An 18,295-nucleotide genomic window follows, 5' to 3' on the forward strand; every position below is an offset into this window, starting at 1 on the left:
CCTTAAATCTGCGAGGAATTATGGTCCAGACGACGACTCACCCCACCGCCCCGACCCGGGGCGCCACCCCAGCGAAGCCCGGCGCGATCCTCAACTGGCGCAATGCCGGACTCTCCATGGCATTGACCTTCTCCCTGCTCCAGATGCTCAATGAGATCGGCACGATGATGGCGATCCCGCTCTATGCATCGATGGGAGAGTCACTGAGCCTCACACCTGGCCAGACCGCGTGGGCACTCCTGAGCACCACCCTCTTCGGGGCCGCCACCATCCCAATTCTGGCGAAGGCCGGTGATGTGTTCGGCCACCGTCGGCTGATGTATCTCAGCCTGGTCGGTATTACCGCCGGTTACCTCATCTCCGCCCTCGCGCCGAGCTTCGCCATCCTCATGATTGGTCGGGCACTGACCGGCATCATGGCGGGCCAGGCACTGTGCGTGGGTATCATGGCAGACCGCCTCAGCCCGGGCGACCGTCGCAAAGCAGTTGCCATCATTGCCGGCGGGCAGGCCGTGGGCGTCTTCTTCGGCTTCGCCCTCGGTGGCGCGCTGCTCGCCATCGGCGGCACCTGGCGCGATGCGTTCTGGGTTGGAGCGGCTCTCACCGTGATCAGTGCGATCGGGTTCTACCGATGGGGCTTCGATTCCGACGCCGTGCACCGCCGCGCCAAGGCGCGTCTCGCCGGTGTGAGCGAGCGTCTCGACGTCGCGGGCGTGGCGCTGATGGGGCTCGGGTTGACCGCCCTGTGCGTCGGTATTTCGCAGTCCACCGTCTGGGGAGTGTTCTCCGCGCTGACCATCGGTACGGTTCTCCTGGGCGTCGCACTGCTCATTGCTTCGCTGATCTGGGAGTCCAAGACGCCCAGCCCGCTACTGCCGGTCAGCGACATCTTCAGCCGACGCCTCGGCCCGGCTTATGCCATCTTCATCACCCTCGGGGTCTGCGGCATGCTGCTGTTCAACTTCACCATGGGGCTGCTGCAGATCCCCGGCGCGCCGATCGCCTTTGGCTTCGGGCTGACCCCGCTGCTGGCATCCTTTGTCTTCCTCGCGATGACTTTCGCCGGGATCATCGCCACCCGCATCGCTCCGAAGGCACTCGGCCGTTCCCCTCGTGGCGCGATCATTCTCTCCGGTGCGGCTATGGCACTGTCCTTCATCTGGTTGGCCCTGAACCATTCCACGGTGTGGGCGATGGTGCTGGGCATCTTCGTCTACGGCATCGCGTACACCACGCTGCTCACCGCCGCGGTTTCTGTCATCGCGATTGAAGCGGCGCACGGCAAGGGTGCCGGCACCGCCTCCGTCTATGTCGCGGTCGCGCTCGCCATGTCCTCGATCGGCGTCGCCCTGTTCTCCGCCATCATGTCCGGCAACTCCACCCCGGAGGGCATGCCGCTGCCGGAGGCCTTCACCATGGGCTACTTCGTGGCGGCCGGGTTCGGCCTGGTCGCGGTGGTCGCCGGGGTGCTGATCACCCACCGGAAGCCGATCGCCGAGGTGGCCGCGCACTAATCAGCACCGCTCCTGAAATCTCACGTTCCATATCTGACTGAACTGCCGTCTCTTCCGCGCGGAGTTCAGTCAGTTGTGTTTCCCTGCCATGATTTTCTCTCCATCACAGACATACCCCCGCCACCTCGTTCTCCCATCCTGAAGTACCCTGACCAAAAGCACTGCAGGATCAAGGTCGGGGGCGAAAAGGTGAATCTCAAGGACCAGAAAGCGGCGCACACGCGCCAGCGGTTCATCGATGCCGCCTATGAACTCTTCCAGGAGCAGGGCTACGGCGCTACCAGCATGAACCAGATCGCCCGACGAGCCAATGGCAGCCGGGCGAACCTGTACCTGCATTTCCGCAATAAACCGGACATCATGCTGGCCAAAATGCGGGAGATTGAGCCGGAGATCCGCACCCCGATCAGCGGTGTCTTCGCTCTCCCCGAGCACACGCTGGAAGCCATCATCGAATGGCTGGGAGTCATGCGGGAGATGTGGCTGGCACATGCCGTGGACTTCTCATCCATGGAGCAGGCCATGGCCGAAGACCAGGCAGTGGCCGATGAGTGGCTGAATATGATGCGCCGCCTCAGTTCCACCATCCCGGAACTCGCCGGGAACGAGGAACGCCGGGTGCAGTTCCTCACCGCGCTGATGAGCATGGATCGCAACTTCTACTTCCTCTATGTCCGCAACCAGACGATCAATGAGGAATTAGTACACCGGGCGATCGCTCGACAGTGGCTGGCGTTGTTTGACTGAGGGTTGGGGCGGGTCATCAAGGTATTTCCGGCCAATAATTAGCAAATACATTCCCATCATAACCTCGGGCAATGTTAATCTGATGGCGCGACCCCCAGCCTAGGAAGCACCATCATGCTTCCCCGGGCCGAATCAACATAATCAGGATGACCTGCTCCAATCTAAACAGGACATCACGCTCCACCCTGAAGAGTTCCTTTCTCAATTTTCCCCTATTCATTACCCCCTTGACCTGTTATGATCACCTAGTAGGTAATTAATTGGAATACAGATATGCCGATGAACGCACTCGTGCCCTCTTCGAGGACGATCGGCTCTTCACCAAAAGATTCGGCAAAAGCGCCACCAAAAAGCGAGACCGGAGACTCAATGAAATCGCCAACTATGACAACGTTGCAGAACTCCTCCGCCTAGGTGCTCAAGGGCCCGGCCGCTGGCACGTCTTGGATGGTCGCGACGGCGGCATCGATACCGGGAAGATTTCGGGCGATCTGACCGGATCCCTCAGGATCCTTCTTGCTCCACCCACCGGCCCATTAGGCGATACCACTTCAGTGATCATCATCGAGATTAAAGACACCCACTAACCAGAATCGAAAGGAGGATCGCGATGTCCGTCATGCCCACGAGACCAGCACCTCTTCTCCACCCCGGAACCTACCTCGAGGAATGGATCGAAGACAACCCTGTCAGTCAGCATGAACTGGCAGCCAAGCTCGGCTGCTCAAATAAGCACCTCAGCCGAGTCATCAACGGGCATAACAGTATTTCCCCCGACTTTGCCTGTCGGCTGGAACTTACGACGGGAATTTCCGCTGAGTTCTGGTTGGTTCACCAAGCTAAATTTGATGCTCGAACCAAAAAGATCACCATTTCCCAAGAAGACATCTCCACCGTCAAGTCCCTCTTCCCCGCTGACTGTCTCGCACCCTTGAGAAAAGCCGGAATTATCACTGGCAGCTGGCGCAAGGCCGAAGACCTGGTTCGGGAGATATTTCAGAAGTTTAGAGTTGCTTCAACGCCCGGTCTGAAAATTTCTCTAGCCCAGCAGACTTCCGTTGCCTATCGGCAAAGCACTGCATATGACGTTAAGAACGGTGCACTTGGTTCCTGGCTACTCTTGGCAGAAAATCTTGCCCAAGAATCTGCATATTCTCTGAGCGAATTCTCCGCAGACCTCCTCCGCGATAAGATTCCCGTCCTTCGAGACCTAACTCTGAAGGAACCGGATAGTTTCGTCAGCGAAGTTTCGCGAGAGTTAGCCAAGTGCGGCGTTGGGTTCGTGGCATTAAAGGATATTCCGGGAGCACGAGTGAATGGAGCTTCCTTTATGCAGAATGGCAACCCCATCATTTGCGTGACGGATCGCTTTCACCGGGAAGATAACTTCTGGTTCACACTCTTCCATGAAATCGCCCATGTACTCCATGATGACATTTCCGCGCCCCTGATAGACACCGAAGAGGGCGTCACCTCACCAAAGGACGACAGGGAGAAAAACGCAAATGACTGGGCTTCTGCTCATCTCTTGAACCCTGAATACCACGAAGCTCTCAGTCAGATTCATTCAAAAGATGCCGCCGAGGAACTTGCCCGCGAGGCTGGCGTGAGCGTTGGCATCATTATTGGACGCATGCATCACCTAGATCTCAAAGATCACCGATGGGGTCGTGACAAGATCCGCACATTTAAGCTGCCCTCATAGTCTGAGACATCACGGGACCAGTAGCTTTGTCACTCAGATCCGGGTGAGACACTGACGCGGGAACACAAGAAGTCCCCGCTTCCCCTAAAAGGAAAGCAAGGACTTCTTGTAGGTTGACACTGTCGCCCGAACATCGCACAGTCACCTGCGATGGATCTCCGGCATCACAAATCTCTCAGACAGGGACTGCTCCCGGGTAGAAGGCTAAGTACCGCGCATCAAGCCGAGGCAGCATTCACCGTTCGAGCTGGAGGATCTTGTCCCCCGCGACGCTTCCCACAAAGATGCGCTCACCTACCTCAAGGGCAGTGGTGGGATTACCGAATCCGGCAATGTTGCCCTCAGCAACCGGCTCAACGGTGAATGAATCCGTCGAAAGGGCATATACGTCATAGCGCTCCTCGGGCTGCAGTTCACCGAACTCATATCCCATGAATGTATCGAAACTATCAATGACCTGACCGGTGACCAGCAGTCGACCATCTGCCATGAAGCGAAGGTTGTCCGGCATGAATTCCAGCGCCACGGAATTTAGTTGCTCACCGGTGGCCATATCCAATTCAACGAGTTCTCGACCACCCCAGGAGGCTACATATAGTGACTTTCCGTCCTCAGAGACTGCTATTCCATTAGGAGTGGACATTTCTGAGCCCGGAACTGTGGCCCACCCTGATTCGGGAGTCCAGTGCAGAACTTCTCCGGTGGGCTCATTGGCAAAGGCCTTTTCGAAGTTCCCCTCCATATCAGCCGGATCCAGGAAATTAGTCACATAAAAGCCATCACCACTCGGGTCTGCGACCACTCCGTTGCCCATGCTTCCCTCGGAGAGAATCGAACATCCCACCCAGGTGAGTCGGGTGTCGGTGTTTCCACCGTTGACCTCGAATACCTCGATGCTTTCACGACCACCGTGGTTAACCACGTACAGGTATTCCGTACCGTCTTCGGCGGTTTCGGTTCCGAGACCATGGGGCGAAGCAACAGCGGGATCCAAGGAACCAGGGCATTCACCGAACTTACCCATGTCATGCGCGACATCGATAGTGGATTGCGACCAGATATTCGTCAATTGCCCGGTATCCGGGTTCATCGTGTGGAGGCTTCCTGCTCCACCATCAGCATCGCCGGGATTTTCTGCCATTCCGCTGAGGAATACCGTCCCGGAGGACAACTGGATCAGGTCCTCCGGCTTATGGGGACCCTCGATGAGCTTCTCATCCCATTCATTCGCGGAATTGACCGTGGTGGAGGGTTCTGGCGACTCTGCCACGGTTTGAGTGCACGCGGTGAGGGTAACCAGTCCGGTGAGAAGCGCAGCAACTGAGAGGCTGCGGTGGAGTCGGTTGGGGCTCATGGGGCTCCTTGGTAGGGGTGTTTTTGAGTAGTTGGTTTGGTCTTTTGACCGGCATTAAAAACTAGGACTGCCGTCCCGACCAGTTCCGGCCAGTTCTGGCCGCTCTTAAGTTCCGCCAAGTCCGCCGCATGCTTCCTTGGAGGTTGAAGCGACCAGCCGAGGTGCTGAGATGACTGGCCACCGCAGGGGGTTTCTACCTGCTCAGCACCAGCTTTGAACAACCCTTCCCGGCACGGGAGACGCAGATCATCATGGTGTCATTCGCGGCCTGTTCATCGTTGGTGAGGATGGAATCTCGGTGATCCACTGTTCCGCTGAGCACTGCGGTTTCACAGGTGCCGCAGGTACCGGTCTCACAGGAGGAGATCACCGGCATGCCTTCACGCTTGGCGGCGTCGAGGATGGACTCCCCGGCTCCGACCGTGACCGTCTTCCCAGACCCGGCGAACTCCACCTCGAAGGCTTCGTCATCGCCCTCGCGCTCGATGATCTTCGGGGCGAAGCGCTCAAGGCGGAGGCTGCCCTTGGGCCAGTGTGCCGCCTGGGCCTCCACCGCCTGCAGCAGTCCCTCCGGGCCGCAGGTGTAGATCAGCGTGTTCGGCGCGGCGTCGATAAGCGCGGTGTCCAGGTCGAGGTGGCCGAGTTCGTCCTGGGGTACCAGCTGCACCCGGTCACCGTAGGTGGCCAGTTCCGGGAGGAAGGCCATGGAGCTGCGGGTGCGGCCACCGTAGAGCAGCGTCCAGTCCTTGCCCTGACGCTCGGCTTCCCGGATCATGGCGAGGAGCGGGGTGATGCCGATGCCACCGGCGATGAAGAGGTAGTGCTCGGCCTCGGCGAAGCGGAAATTGTTACGCGGCCAGGACACGGTGAGGGTGCCGCCTTCGAGGAGGGTGTCGTGGGCGGCGGCGGAGCCACCACGGCCGGCGGGTTCGCGGAGGATACCCACGCGGTAGCAGGACTGGTCATCGCAATCGGAGGACAGCGAATACTGGCGGACCAGCTCCTCGCCGTCTGGGCCCTGGAGGTGCAGGTCAATGTGGGCGCCCGGCTTCCACGTGGGTAGTTCGCCGCCATCCAGGTGTACCAGAGCCAGGGAGATCACGCCCTCGGATTCAATCTTGCGCTCGGCGATCTTGAGGTTCAGGGTGCGCAGGGTGTTGCGCTTGGAGAACTCGACATCGGCGACATCCCAGTGGACATTGAGCGAACGGCGGGCCGGCAGCAGGGCCATGCGGACGAAGTCGATCGCCGCCGGATCATCAACGGTGACCGAGGGCAGCCGCTCGAAGAGGACCTGCAGGCCGATGGCGCCCTGGACGCGGGCTAGTGGATTGCCCAGGCACTTGTGGCGGCCAGTGGAAAAGGACAGGTGATCCTGCGGATCCGGGCGGTGGATATCAAATTTGAAAGGATCTTCGACGTACTCCGGATCGGTGTTCACCGAGGCCAGCGCAATCCAGACCATGTCGCCCTTCTTGATCTGCGCTCCGGAGAGCTCGATATCGATATTCGAGCGGCGGGAGGCGAAAGTGGAGGAGGGACGTCGACGGACGGTCTCCTCGAAGACCCGCGGCCACAGCTCCGGCTCCAGCAGCGCATCCTCTAGTGCCTCCGGGTTCTGCTGCAGGAAGAGCAGCGCGTTGGCCATCGCCTGAGCGGTGGTATCGGTACCGGCGGCGGCAAACTCCGAAAGGTGGACGGCGATCTGGTCCGCCCCGAGAATGTAGTTGCCTTCTTCATCCTGCTGCGAGGCCATGATCGAGATCAGGTCACGGGCATCGGACTCGCGACGGGACTCGATGATCTCCTGCAACTGAAGGTTGGCCTCGGTGAAGCGGGACCAGACCTGGGAGCGCATCGGCTCCGGCAGGGGCTCCTGGGCGGAAGCCAGCACCGCGAAGAAATCATCACGCAGCTGCCGGATCAGTCCATCATGCTCATAATCCAGGCCCATGTGCGCCAGCAGCGTCTGGGTGGTCAGCTCAATGAAGTAATCCTCGAGCAGGTTACCGGCACCCTTATTCTCGAATTTATCGATGATGCGGTGAGCGCGGGCCTCAATCTCCGGCGCCAGGGCATCCATATCCTCCTGCAGGAAACCCAGCTGGGCGACGCCGCGGGCGGTGGTATGGCCCTGCGGGTCCGAACCGACGAGAATGCGGGAGATCAATTCACCGGAGATGATGTGCTGGAACTGTTCCGGCACCTCGATCAGCCCACCATTGGAGGCCGAAGAGAACTTCTGCCAATCACCCAGCACCTGCAGGGCATCCTCGCGCCGGTTGATCATCCAGGCGTTGAGGTAGGGGTAAAAGAAGGTCGGGGTCTCATCGCGGAACTGGGCGAAGTGGACGGCCGGGTCCTGGTAGTAATCATCTCCCATGGCGTCGAAACCGTGGGCGAAGGGGCACTTACCGGCGGGGGCTGAAACGGTGGTCATGACTGTGAGCCTTTCTGGCGGGGCGTCGATAAGCAGTGGTCAGAGAGCCGCGGCGACGGCCATGGTGGAGAGCTTCTGGAAACGGGCGACGTTATCGCCCTCATCCATCACTCCGGAGGAGAGGAAGACGAAGGTCAGGTCGCGTTCCGGGTCGACCCAGAAGAGAGTGGAGCCGGCACCGTAGTTGCCGAAGGTGCGCGGGGAGGTGAAGGGGCCGAAGAAGTTCGGGGCGGTACCGGTCCCAGACAGCGAGAACCCGAGACCGAAGTTCCCGCCCGGTGCCTCCCAACCGCGGGCGGCGGCGATGCCGGAGTAGAGGTCATTGGGCATGTCTCCGGTTTGGAGGGTGGTGGCCTCGTCGAGGATGGCCGGTGCGATCAGCTGCTCACCGCCCGCCTCACCACCACGGCGGAACATCTCGGCGAAGGTGAAAATGTCATCGACGGTGGAGGTGCCACCGACCCAGGGCATCTCGGCGTCCTCGGTGATGTAGCGGTTGAGGCACTCGATGTCCTCCGGCGCCAGCCAACCATCTTCGGGTACATAAACCTTCAGCGGAACGGCCCGCTCTTCATTACGCGAGGGCAGACCGAAGGCGGTGTCCTTCATACCGAGGGGCTCGAAGATGAGCTCGCGGGCCAGGTCACGGAAGTGCTCGTAGCCGTAGGCTCGGCGGACCATCTCCCCCATCAGCGCATGATTGATCGAGGGGGCGTAGTTGAGGTTGGAGCCGGGCTCATTAACCACATCCACCGAACCCAGGGCCGCGATGACATCTGCCAGCACATTGAACTGCGCGGCCGGCAGACCCGGATCCGGGGTAGCCGGCATACCGGAGCGGTGAGTGAGCAGATGCCCCAGATTGATCTTGTCCTTACGCACCGCGCGGAAAGGATCGGTGCCGAAGAACTCCGGGATCAGATCAACCACGCGGGTAGACAACGAAAGCTTGCCCTCGCCGAGAGCGCGGTAGACCAGGGTGTTGGTGAAGGCCTTGGTCATCGAGAGGATGCGGTAGACATCATCACGCCGAGTGGGCCTGCCGGTGGCACGCTCGGCGAAACCGTAGCTGCCCTGCAGGCCGATCTCACCGTGTCGGGCGAGGATGATATTCACGCCGTCATAGTCACCGCGTTCAATATCGGCCTTGATGACGGATTCGAGGCGGTCGAGGGCGGACTGGTTGAAATCCTGGGTGGACATGTTCTGGGAGACTCCTTCGGCTGGCTGAATTCTGTTACAGGCGTACTAATTAGGCGAGGTAGGCGCCGCCGGAGGGCGAGAGCACCTGGCCCGTGTAGTGGGCGCCGGCATCAGAGGCGAGGAAAACCAGGGTTTCGGCGATTTCCTCGGGCTCGGCCAGGCGCTTGAGCGGCTGCAAAGACAGGAGTGCCTGAACGTGGTCCTCACCGGACTGGGTGAGCAGGGCGGTGTTGATGCCCGCTGGGGCCAGGGCGTTGACACGGATATTGAAGGGGGCCAGCTCGCCGGAGAGGGAACGGGTCATACCGACGACCGCGGCCTTGGAGGCCGGGTAGTAGGCCGGCATCGGCAGGCCGACCAGGCCGGCGACCGAGGCGAAGTTGACGATAGCTCCCCCACCAGCGGCTTTAAGCAGCGGGGCGGCGGCGCGGATGGCGTAGAAGGTGCCGTGTACGTTGATCTTCATAACCCGCTCGAAGTCCTCATCCGGGATCTCGGAGAGGAAGTCCGGTGCGAAGGGCTCGCCCTTTTTAGCATGCTCGAGCATGGAGTGGTTGATGTTGTCGAGCCACTCGGTGGCCTGACGGTTCGGGGTGTTCACGCCGGCGGCGTTGATGAGGATGTCCAGCTTGCCGTGTGCCTGATTGACCTGCGCGAAGGCGGCGTTGACCGCGGCGGAATCCGCGATATCCAGCGCGATGGTGGTCACCGCGGACTCGGAACTGAGTTCACGTTCGAGATTGTCCTGGGAGATGTCGAAGGCGTAGACCGTGGCACCCTCACGAACGAAGGCCTGGACCGTCGCCAACCCCATTCCCGAACCCGCTCCGGTGACTACCGCAATCTTTCCGCTGAGACTCATCTCAAAACTCCTACCTGCTGTGCATTGGGACACATTTATGTGCTGGGCACAGCATGCCGGATAACTGGACACCTGTCTAGTCATAGTTTGAAGATATTCTTGAATATGCCCCCAGTCACCCCATTTGGGGGTTATGGGATGCCATCACAGGCTTATCGACGCCGCATCCAACCCGCCCCGCAGCGGCGGGCGGGAAATGCGCGCCCCCGACCGACCCGAGCGCCGATAAACGGCCGGACCCGAAGGGCCGCAACACCTTCCGGGACCCTTCCACAAATCTCACTGCACCGACGTTTCCCGAGGTCACCAGCCAGTGCCATCACCCCAAAACCATTCCCATAGCACGGCACAATTTCCCTCCGCAATGTGATGTGCGGCATGATTTAAGGCATGAACACCGACACCACACAAGACGGTGTGACACCCGAATCCCACCGTCCCCCATCAGGGACCGATATTTCGGATGCCCACCGGCACAGACAATTCTTCGGTCAGCCCTGGGGGCTGGCAAACCTCTTCGGCGTGGAGATGTGGGAGCGTTTCAGCTTCTACGGCATGCAGTCGATCCTGGCCTTCTACCTGTACTACTCCGTCACTGACGGTGGCCTGGGCATGGACCAGACCACCGCGCTCTCCATCGTCGGCGCCTACGGCGGCTTCGTCTACATGAGCTCCCTGGCGGCCTCTTTTATCGCGGACCGCCTCATCGGCTCCGAGAAGACACTGTTCTACTCGGCCATCATCGTGATGCTCGGCCATATCGCGCTGGCCCTGCTCCCCGGCCATATCGGACTATCCCTCGGCCTGGTGCTGATCGCCCTGGGCTCCGGTGGCGTGAAAACCGCCGCCCAGGTGGTCCTCGGCCAGCTCTACTCCCGCACCGACCCCCGCCGCGACGCCGGCTTCTCCATCTTCTACATGGGTGTGAACATCGGCGCTCTCTTCGGCCCGCTGCTCACCAATGCTCTCTGGGGTTGGGGCGGCTTCCACTGGGGCTTCGGCCTCGCGGCCATCGGCATGGCACTCGGCCTGATCCAGTACGTGCTGATGCGCAAGACCACCATCGGCGCGGCGGGCCATGAAGTGCCGAACCCGCTGCCACGCAAGCAGTTCCTCCCCTGGGCCCTCGGCACCATCGTGGTGGTCGTGGCCGTCGTCGCACTGATCGCCACCGGTGTGATCAAGCTGGCCTGGCTGTCCAACATCATGGCGCTGATTGCCCTGGTCGCCGCAGTCGCTCTTCTCACACAGATGTACTCCTCACCGCAGACCACGCCGAAGGAAAAGTCCCGCCTGCTGGGGTTCATCCCGATGTTCATCGGCGGCGTGCTCTTCTTCGCCATCTTCCAGACCCAGTTCACAGTGCTGGCGGTCTACGCGGACCAGCGACTGAACCTCAACTTCCTCGGCACGGAACTCAAACCAGGCCTGGTCCAGTCCTTCAATCCGATCTTCATCATCATCTTCTCCGGCGTCTTCGCCGCTATCTGGACGAAGCTGGGAAAGCGCCAGTGGTCCACTCCCGTGAAGTTCGGTGTGGCCAATATGATCATCGGCGCCTCGCTATTTTTCTTCCTGCCTTATGCCGGTGGCGGCGCGAACTCCACCCCGATGCTACTGATCATCTGGATCCTCTTCCTCTTCACCATGGGTGAACTGCTGCTCTCCCCAGTGGGCAACTCGCTGGCGACCAAGGTCGCGCCGGCTGCCTTCCAATCCCGGATGTTCGCGGTCTGGCTGATGGCCATCTCCATGGGCACCTCACTCTCTGGCACACTCGGCGGCTTCTACAATCCGGAAGATGCCTCGGCCGAGCGGACTTTCTTCATCTCGGTCGGCATCGCCGCCATCGTGATCGGTGCCCTCATCATCGCCTCGAAGAAGTGGGTCCTGGGCAAGTTCGTGGATGTGCGTTAGTTCCTGAACTTCTTCTTGCTGGCGCTTCGGCCGGGTCCTGGTTTTTACCGGGTCCCGGCCTTTTGCTGCGCCCTACTTCTTGGGATTCACCACCCGCCGCACCGCCTCAGCGATCTGGCCCCGGATCATCGAGCCGACCTATCCACGCCACGTTCATCTCGGCCGCCCGCGGGAATCAACAACGCAGCAGGTGCCCGGGAGAATCGGGGCTGGAGCATCTCCCTGTGGGATACCCGGTTTTCCCCTACCGTTGAACCCATGAGCCGCCTCAGCGTCACTTCTCCCTTCGATAACCGCATCCTCGGCGAGGTCCCCGCGCACACCGTCGAGGACACCCGCCAGGCCTTCGAACGTGCCCGTCAGACTCAGAAACAGTGGGCGAAAACCTCCGCCAGGGAACGCCGGGAGATCATGCTGCGTTTCCATGACCTGGTGCTGGACCGTCAGTATGAGATCCTGGATACCATCCAGGATGAGTCCGGAAAGAACCGCGCCAGCGCCTTCGATGAGGTCATGGATGTGGCGGTGACCGCGCGACACTATGCCTTCGCCGCTGCCAGGTTACTGCGCACCGATCGCGCCAAAGGTGCGCTGCCGGTCCTGACACACACCCAGGTCCAGCATGTCCCGAAGGGCGTGGTGGGGATCATCTCCCCCTGGAACTATCCGCTGTCCCTGGCGGTGTCCGATGCCATCCCGGCGATCCTCGCGGGTAATACAGTTGTACTAAAACCGGATGAGAAGACCCCGCTCAGCGCACTGCTCGCAGCCCGGCTCCTCACCGAGGCAGGACTCCCGGATTTTGTGTTTCAGGTGCTCACCGGCACGGGTTCCGTGGTCGGGCAAGCGATTGTCGAAGAATGCGACTTCCTGATGTTCACCGGTTCCACTAAAACCGGCCGCCAGCTGGCGAAGCAGGCCGGCGAGCGGTTGATCAGCTTCTCCGCGGAACTCGGCGGCAAGAATCCCTTGATCATTGCCGCTGACGCCGATCTGGATAAGGCTGTTCGCGGGGCGGTCAACGCCTGCTTCTCCAACTCCGGCCAGCTGTGCATCTCCATCGAGCGAATCTACGTCCACCGTGAACTCGCCGACGAGTTCACCGCCCGCTTCAAGGCCGCCACCAGGTCCCTGAAACTCGGCGCCGGGCATGAATGGACCGTGGAGATGGGCTCGTTGATCTCCCCCGAGCACCTCGCCCGGGTGCAGTCGCTTATCGACGACGCGGTGGCCAAGGGAGCCAAGATCCTCACCGGAGGGCACTCCCTGCCAGAGCTCGGCCCCTGCTTCTTCGCCCCCACCATACTCATCGATGTTCCTGGAAACGCCGAGCTCTTCTATGAAGAGACCTTCGGACCGGTCGTCGCCATCCAGGCCGTGGACAGCATGACGGAAGCGGTCCAGCAGGCCAATAACTCCGACTACGGGCTCAACGCCAGTATCTGGGCGAAACCATCGACCGGCCGGAAAATCGCCGCCCAGCTGGAGTTCGGCACCGTGAACATCAACGAAGGTTTCGCTGCCGCCTGGGGTAGTCTCGACGCCCCGATGGGCGGCTGGAAGGCCTCCGGTGTTGGCCGTCGACACGCCGATGAAGGCCTATTGAAGTACACCGAATCCCGCACCGTGGCAGTGCAGCGCATGCTCCCGATCAGCGGTCCCCACACACTTTCCCGCGAGGTGTACGCGAAGACACTGAGCACCGCGCTGAAGCTGGGCAAGCGGGTGCTGCGTTAGATGATGCGCCGATGTGGGTCGTCCGGTAGCGGCGTGAGCGCTTAACGACGCCGCGATCCCGCACCCCGGTTCCCCGCGCGGCGTCGATAAGCGCCGGACCGGTGGTTCTACCGGTGAAAGAGGTTCAATCCGGTTATCGGGAACCCAAGGTCGATCACCACATGGGTTTCCACATCGGTATTCTCCGGTGCCGGAACGATCCAGATCTGACCGGAAAGATCAGCGACATAGGCCACCTTCCGCTCCGGATCCACTGCCAGTCCAATGGCCTCCGCAAAGCCCTCTGCCAAAATGGTGGGGGTTTCGCCACGTTCACCCACCTCAGGTACCTTCGCCCGGTTGAGTGAGTTGCCGCCGGGCCAGGAGCCGGAGCCCCGGTCGGTCCAGAGCAACCGGTCCTCGATCAGTTCAAGGTCGATCGGGGCAGGTAGGTTATCCCACAGCAGCTCAATATCGCTCCGGTTTTCCGCGGTCTGTCCTGCCGGAATCTCCAGTCCGGCGCGGAAGATGCGGCCGTCACCACCGGTGAAAGATCCCTTCTGACTCCAGTAGATGTGACCGTTGGCCTCATCGATAGCTAAGCCGACGATCCAGTCCCGCTCAGCGCCTGAACCATCGCGTTTGACCAGGTCACGCAGCCCACTCCCATCACAGCGGGAGGTAGCTAGTGAGAGGCCCTCGCGGTTTCCCCAGTAGAGGTTGCCGCGGCTGTCCAGGGCGAGTTGTTTGCCGGTGGTGGTGTCGCCGGGTGCGATGATATCGCGACGGTTCTTTCCGTCCACCCCGATGGCGTGCACTCCCCCATCAACATCGGAGTAGATGGCTTCACCGCCGGGCGCGAGCGCGGTCCGTTTCCCCATCGTTGTCCAGTAGATGCTGTCCTCATCACGGGCCACACCATCCGGGTGGGGGCCGGTGTCGGTGATGATGACCTCACGATCCCCGGTCTTGGTGTCGATCAGCTCGATCCGGTCCAGATCCCGGGCGAGAACGAGTAGCTGCGGCATGCCGGACTCCTTGGGGTTACAGGGTTTGTCGAGGATGTTTCCGGGAAAGACAAGGCTCAGAAAAACCAAGGCACGCCAGAAACCCGTTGAACACCCAGGCTAGCCCAGTGATCTAGATCTTGTATTGCGCGATCTGGATCAGGTTTCCGCAGGTGTCATCGATCACCGCGAAGGCGATGTTCTCCATGTCCACCGGCTCCATGGTGAACTTCACGCCCAGGCCCTTGAGTCTTTCCACTTCGGCGGCGAGATCATCTACCGCGAACTGGGTGGCCGGGATGCCATCGGCAACCAGTGCCTCCTTATAGGGTTTGACTGCCGGGTGGCCGTCCGGCTCGAGCAGCAGTTCGGTGCCTTCCGGGTCCTGCGGGGAGACCACGGTCAGCCACAGTGCGGTGCCATCCACCGGCACATTGTGGCGGACCTGGAATCCGAGCTTTTCGGTGTAGAACTCGCGGGCTTTTTCCTGGTCGTCGACAAAGATGCTGGTGATGTTGATTCTCATGGACCCCAGGGTAAACCACCCACCGGACATTCACCGTTCAACGGCGAACGCGCAGCTCAGAGGGCCTGATCCCCAGCTCCCGCCGGAAGGCCTCACTCAACGCGAAGCCGGTGGAGTAGCCCACCTCCCGGGCAATCTGATCCAGCGAAGAATCCGTGTCCCGGAGGGCATCGGAGGCCAAGGCCAACCGCAGTGAGGTCAGGTAGGACGCCGGCGTATCCCCCAGTGCCTCCCGGAAGGCTACTGCGAAGGCGGAACGTGACATCCGGGCGATGTCAGCCAGCTGTGCCACTGTCCATTTCTGTGCCGGCGTCTCCCAGATCACCGCTACCGCAGCATTGATCCCGGGGTCGGTGATCCCGCCCGGTACAGCCGGTACGGTTTCCAGGGCGCGCAGGGTCACGATATCGAGAAGCCGGTCCAGTACTGCGGCGTGTACCGGACTGACCTGTCCGGCCTCGGTGGCGAGCAGTTCCACCCAGGGGCGGGTCTGCTGGTCAGGCACCCGGATCAGCGCTGAAGTGCCCAGCAATAGCTCGGCCACCGAGCTGATGGAGGTATAGGAGCCGACGAGGATTTCATCCGGTCCTGTCAGATCATTTCCCCAGGTCCGGAGCCCGTGTCGGAGTTCCTGATCCACGTGGCGGCCATCCGGGCCGAGACATTTCTGGCTGGGCAGCACCGTGTAGACCGACGGCTCGGTATCTTCTTCGGTGCGCAGCACCTCATAGGGCCCGCTGCCTGCCACCAGCGCCAGTTCGAAGGGTGCCAGGGCCACCGAATCGGTGCCCCGCCGTACCACGCAGGGCCCGCGCAGTGGGCTGATCACCGAGAGCGGGGTGCGGTCGCGGACGTCGATAAGCCACTGTCCGCGCATGCGGAGGCGGAGGATGAAGGCATCTCGGGCGCGGGGCCCGGCGGCGGTGATCCCAATCTGTTGCACGCTCACAGTATGGATGCTGGCGTATGTTCTGTCGACGCTGAACCATTCTCGGCGCCATGATTCCGGAGTTAGATCGGAACCATGGACCTCACGACAGATCTGATCCGCATCACCGCCATTGCCACCGCCGGGACGGTTGGCGGCTTCTACTCCGCCTTCAGCCTGGTTGTCATGCCCGCTCTCGACCGACTCGGCGATACCCGTGCCACCGAGACCATGAACCACATCAACGTCCTGGCCGAAACCCCGCCCTTCCTGGGTCTCTTCTTCGGCTCCGCGGTGGCGGCCGGCGCGCTTGCCGTGCTCGGCGGGATCAGAGGGGATTATCTGGCGGTGGCGGGTGGGGTCGCGGTGCTCGCCGGCACCGCATTGACGGTCGCCTACAACGTGCCGTTGAACAACCGTCTGGCCAGCGGTGTTCTCGACTGGGCTGCCTACCGGGGGCCCTGGACCGCCGCGAACTCGGTGCGCGGATTGCTCTGCGTGGCCGGTGCAGTCGCACTGGCGGCACCTTTGCTGCGCTGATCTGACTGGGAGCCACGCGCCAGGACAGTGTTCAGGGCTGAGCTCAGGGCGGCGGCGGGATCCGTCACCGCGTTCAGGGAACGCCAGGCGACGTGGTGGTCGGGGCGAACCAGGATCGCACCTTCATCAGTGACCTCACGCAGGCGCGCCCAGTCACCGTAGAGGTCCTCGAAGTCGCCCCCGGCACCGATCTGGTGGACGTTGAGCGGGATCCCCAGCTCCGCGGCAATCTCCCCCGCAGCCGCTACCCAGCCACCACCGTTGATGCCGGTGAGCAGGGTGAACTCGCCGTGTCCGCAGAGATCCAGGGTCGAGATCTTGGCCTTGGTGGGGTCTGCTTCGGCGATCCAGACGTGCGGTAGGCGGGCACCGGGGTGGGTGGTCGGGTGGAAGTAGAGCTCCGGGTCGCGGGTGTATTCCGGCCAGGGGGTGCCGTCCGGGGCGATGGCGGTGGACTCGTAGCGCTGCCCCATCTCCACGCCGTGGGCGTTGAACTCGTAGTTCTTGGCCACCAGGGCATCCCGCAATGCTTGACGACGCAGCTCCCCCTCGGGACTCGCATCCTTGCGGGTGGCGATCTGGCGCTGCATGGTCTCGGTGTCATCGCGCGGGTCCAGGCCCAGGGCCTCGAGGATGCCACCGAATTCGGTGATGGACTTGTTGGCCCGTTTGACGATCTGCTCGCCCACCGGGACGCGCTCATCGTTGTAGGAGTCCAGTAATTCCGCCCCGGCCCAGCCCTTGAGCACATAGGCCAGCTTCCATCCCAGGTTGAAGGAATCCTGGATGGAGGTGTTGGAGCCCAGGCCATTTGAAGGCGGGTGACGGTGGACGGCGTCGCCGACGCAGAAGACCCGGCCGGCGGAGTTGCGGGTGGCGTACATTTCATTGACGGTCCACATGGAGTGGTCGAGTACCTCGATATCGAGGTCGGCATCGCCGATGAGCTGGCGGACAATGTCCTCCGCCATCTGGTCATCCAGCTGCGGTGGTTCCTGCTCGATGTCATAGCCCCAGGTCACCAGCCACTCATTCCAGGGCCGGACCATGCGCACCAGGCCGAGTCCGATGCCGCCGACGGAGGCACCCGGCTGCAGCACCCAGTAGAGCACCGACTCCCGGTTCTCACACCACTTGGTGAGGTCCATCTTGCAGTGGATGTTGATGGACCCGGACTTCCCCATCTGCCCCACCAGCGGAAGGTTGATGTCCTCGGCGACGCGGGAGCGCGCCCCATCGGCACCGATGACATAGCGGGCGTGGATGGTGTATTCCGTGCCGGTCAACCGGTCGCGGACCAGCACGTGTACGCCTTCCGCATCCTGGATCAGGGAGACGTACTCGGTGGACCAGCGGTAACGGGAACCGCGGGCCATGGCGTTGCGGACCAGCAGCGGCTCCGCGTAGGTCTGCGGCAGATCGCAGTTGAGCGTGGGCGAGGCCATCTCATAATCGGCGTGCCGCTCCGGACCGACCCCCCAGGAGCGCAGCCGTCCCAGTTCCTCACCGTTGATGGCGGTGCAGAACACGGTCTCGCCGATCTTGGCGTGCGGGGTGGAATCACGATCCGCCTGATCCTGGATGCCGAAGTCCCGGAAGACCTCCATGGTGCGCTGATTGCTGATGTGGGCACGCGGGGTGTTGGCGGTGTTGTGATAGCGACTGACGACGACGTGGGCGATGCCGTGGGTGGCCAGGGCCAGCGCTGCGGTGGAACCGGCAGGTCCCGAACCGACGACGAGGACATCGGTTTCCACATCGCCAGGCTGGACGGTGGTGTTGGGCTGGTTGGTGGTGGGCAGAGCGGAAGAAGGCATGGGAGATCCGTTCCTAGTG

General features: G+C 61.7%; 15 protein-coding genes. 7 read left to right on the forward strand and 8 right to left on the reverse strand.

Translation table 11 applies throughout. From position 1 onward, the window contains the following. Positions 1–20 precede the first annotated feature (20 nt). From ACTU46_RS07910 to ACTU46_RS07925, 4 genes are all read left to right on the forward strand, one after another. The gene (locus ACTU46_RS07910; RefSeq protein WP_443380707.1) at positions 21–1,514 is read left to right on the forward strand and encodes an MFS transporter; all 1,494 of its coding nucleotides are present in this window, start codon (positions 21–23) and stop codon (positions 1,512–1,514) included. Positions 1,515–1,703: 189 nt separating this feature from the next. Continuing rightward, positions 1,704–2,261 carry a TetR/AcrR family transcriptional regulator gene (locus tag ACTU46_RS07915; RefSeq protein WP_443380708.1) on the forward strand — a complete coding sequence of 186 codons (558 nt, stop codon included), beginning with the start codon at positions 1,704–1,706 and terminating at the stop codon, positions 2,259–2,261. Between the two features lie 260 nt (positions 2,262–2,521). Next, the gene (locus ACTU46_RS07920; protein ID WP_443380709.1) at positions 2,522–2,848 is read left to right on the forward strand and encodes a hypothetical protein; all 327 of its coding nucleotides are present in this window, start codon (positions 2,522–2,524) and stop codon (positions 2,846–2,848) included. Positions 2,849–2,871: 23 nt separating this feature from the next. Next, positions 2,872–3,966, forward strand: coding sequence for a HigA family addiction module antitoxin (locus ACTU46_RS07925; protein WP_443380710.1), 1,095 nt, complete (start codon positions 2,872–2,874; stop codon positions 3,964–3,966). Between the two features lie 235 nt (positions 3,967–4,201). Here the strand turns inward: ACTU46_RS07925 and ACTU46_RS07930 are convergent, their stop codons facing one another. The 4 genes from ACTU46_RS07930 to ACTU46_RS07945 all read right to left on the reverse strand — a co-directional run bounded on the left by ACTU46_RS07930 (position 4,202) and on the right by ACTU46_RS07945 (position 9,825). After that, positions 4,202–5,320, reverse strand: a complete 1,119-nt coding sequence (locus ACTU46_RS07930) for a YncE family protein (RefSeq protein ID WP_443380711.1) — start codon at positions 5,318–5,320, stop codon at positions 4,202–4,204. A 193-nt stretch (positions 5,321–5,513) separates the two neighbouring features. Then, entirely contained in the window at positions 5,514–7,760 is a 2,247-nt protein-coding gene (locus ACTU46_RS07935) for a cytochrome P450 (RefSeq protein ID WP_443380712.1), read from the reverse strand. A gap of 39 nt (positions 7,761–7,799) precedes the next feature. Then, a complete protein-coding gene (locus ACTU46_RS07940) occupies positions 7,800–8,963 on the reverse strand; it encodes a serine hydrolase domain-containing protein (protein WP_443380713.1) in 1,164 nt (387 codons plus the stop codon). Between the two features lie 49 nt (positions 8,964–9,012). Next, the gene (locus ACTU46_RS07945) at positions 9,013–9,825 is read right to left on the reverse strand and encodes an SDR family NAD(P)-dependent oxidoreductase (RefSeq protein ID WP_443380714.1); all 813 of its coding nucleotides are present in this window, start codon (positions 9,823–9,825) and stop codon (positions 9,013–9,015) included. 390 nt (positions 9,826–10,215) lie between these two features. On the opposite strand from ACTU46_RS07945, the gene ACTU46_RS07950 reads away from it, so the two are divergent. Continuing rightward, the gene (locus tag ACTU46_RS07950; RefSeq protein ID WP_443380715.1) at positions 10,216–11,742 is read left to right on the forward strand and encodes a peptide MFS transporter; all 1,527 of its coding nucleotides are present in this window, start codon (positions 10,216–10,218) and stop codon (positions 11,740–11,742) included. Between the two features lie 258 nt (positions 11,743–12,000). After that, complete coding sequence (locus ACTU46_RS07955) at positions 12,001–13,479, forward strand: succinic semialdehyde dehydrogenase (protein WP_443380716.1); 1,479 nt, start codon at positions 12,001–12,003, stop codon at positions 13,477–13,479. 107 nt (positions 13,480–13,586) lie between these two features. On the opposite strand, the gene ACTU46_RS07960 is transcribed toward ACTU46_RS07955, so the two are convergent. From ACTU46_RS07960 to ACTU46_RS07970, 3 genes are all read right to left on the reverse strand, one after another. Next, a complete protein-coding gene (locus tag ACTU46_RS07960; RefSeq protein ID WP_443380717.1) occupies positions 13,587–14,486 on the reverse strand; it encodes a hypothetical protein in 900 nt (299 codons plus the stop codon). A 112-nt stretch (positions 14,487–14,598) separates the two neighbouring features. Continuing rightward, on the reverse strand, positions 14,599–14,991 hold the full coding sequence (locus ACTU46_RS07965; RefSeq protein ID WP_443380718.1) for a VOC family protein: 393 nt from the start codon (positions 14,989–14,991) through the stop codon (positions 14,599–14,601). 37 nt (positions 14,992–15,028) lie between these two features. Beyond that, positions 15,029–15,940, reverse strand: a complete 912-nt coding sequence (locus ACTU46_RS07970) for a helix-turn-helix domain-containing protein (RefSeq protein WP_443380719.1) — start codon at positions 15,938–15,940, stop codon at positions 15,029–15,031. Between the two features lie 75 nt (positions 15,941–16,015). On the opposite strand from ACTU46_RS07970, the gene ACTU46_RS07975 reads away from it, so the two are divergent. Then, positions 16,016–16,459 (forward strand): anthrone oxygenase family protein, encoded by a 444-nt coding sequence (locus ACTU46_RS07975; RefSeq protein WP_443380720.1) that lies wholly within the window; start codon positions 16,016–16,018, stop codon positions 16,457–16,459. On the opposite strand, the gene ACTU46_RS07980 is transcribed toward ACTU46_RS07975, so the two are convergent. Continuing rightward, positions 16,369–18,276 carry an FAD-dependent oxidoreductase gene (locus tag ACTU46_RS07980; protein ID WP_443380721.1) on the reverse strand — a complete coding sequence of 636 codons (1,908 nt, stop codon included), beginning with the start codon at positions 18,274–18,276 and terminating at the stop codon, positions 16,369–16,371. The genes ACTU46_RS07975 and ACTU46_RS07980 overlap by 91 nt on opposite strands. Between the last annotated feature and the right edge of the window lie 19 nt (positions 18,277–18,295).

This window comes from Corynebacterium sp. A21, assembly GCF_052266655.1.
Taxonomy (GTDB): Bacteria; Actinomycetota; Actinomycetes; order Mycobacteriales; family Mycobacteriaceae; genus Corynebacterium.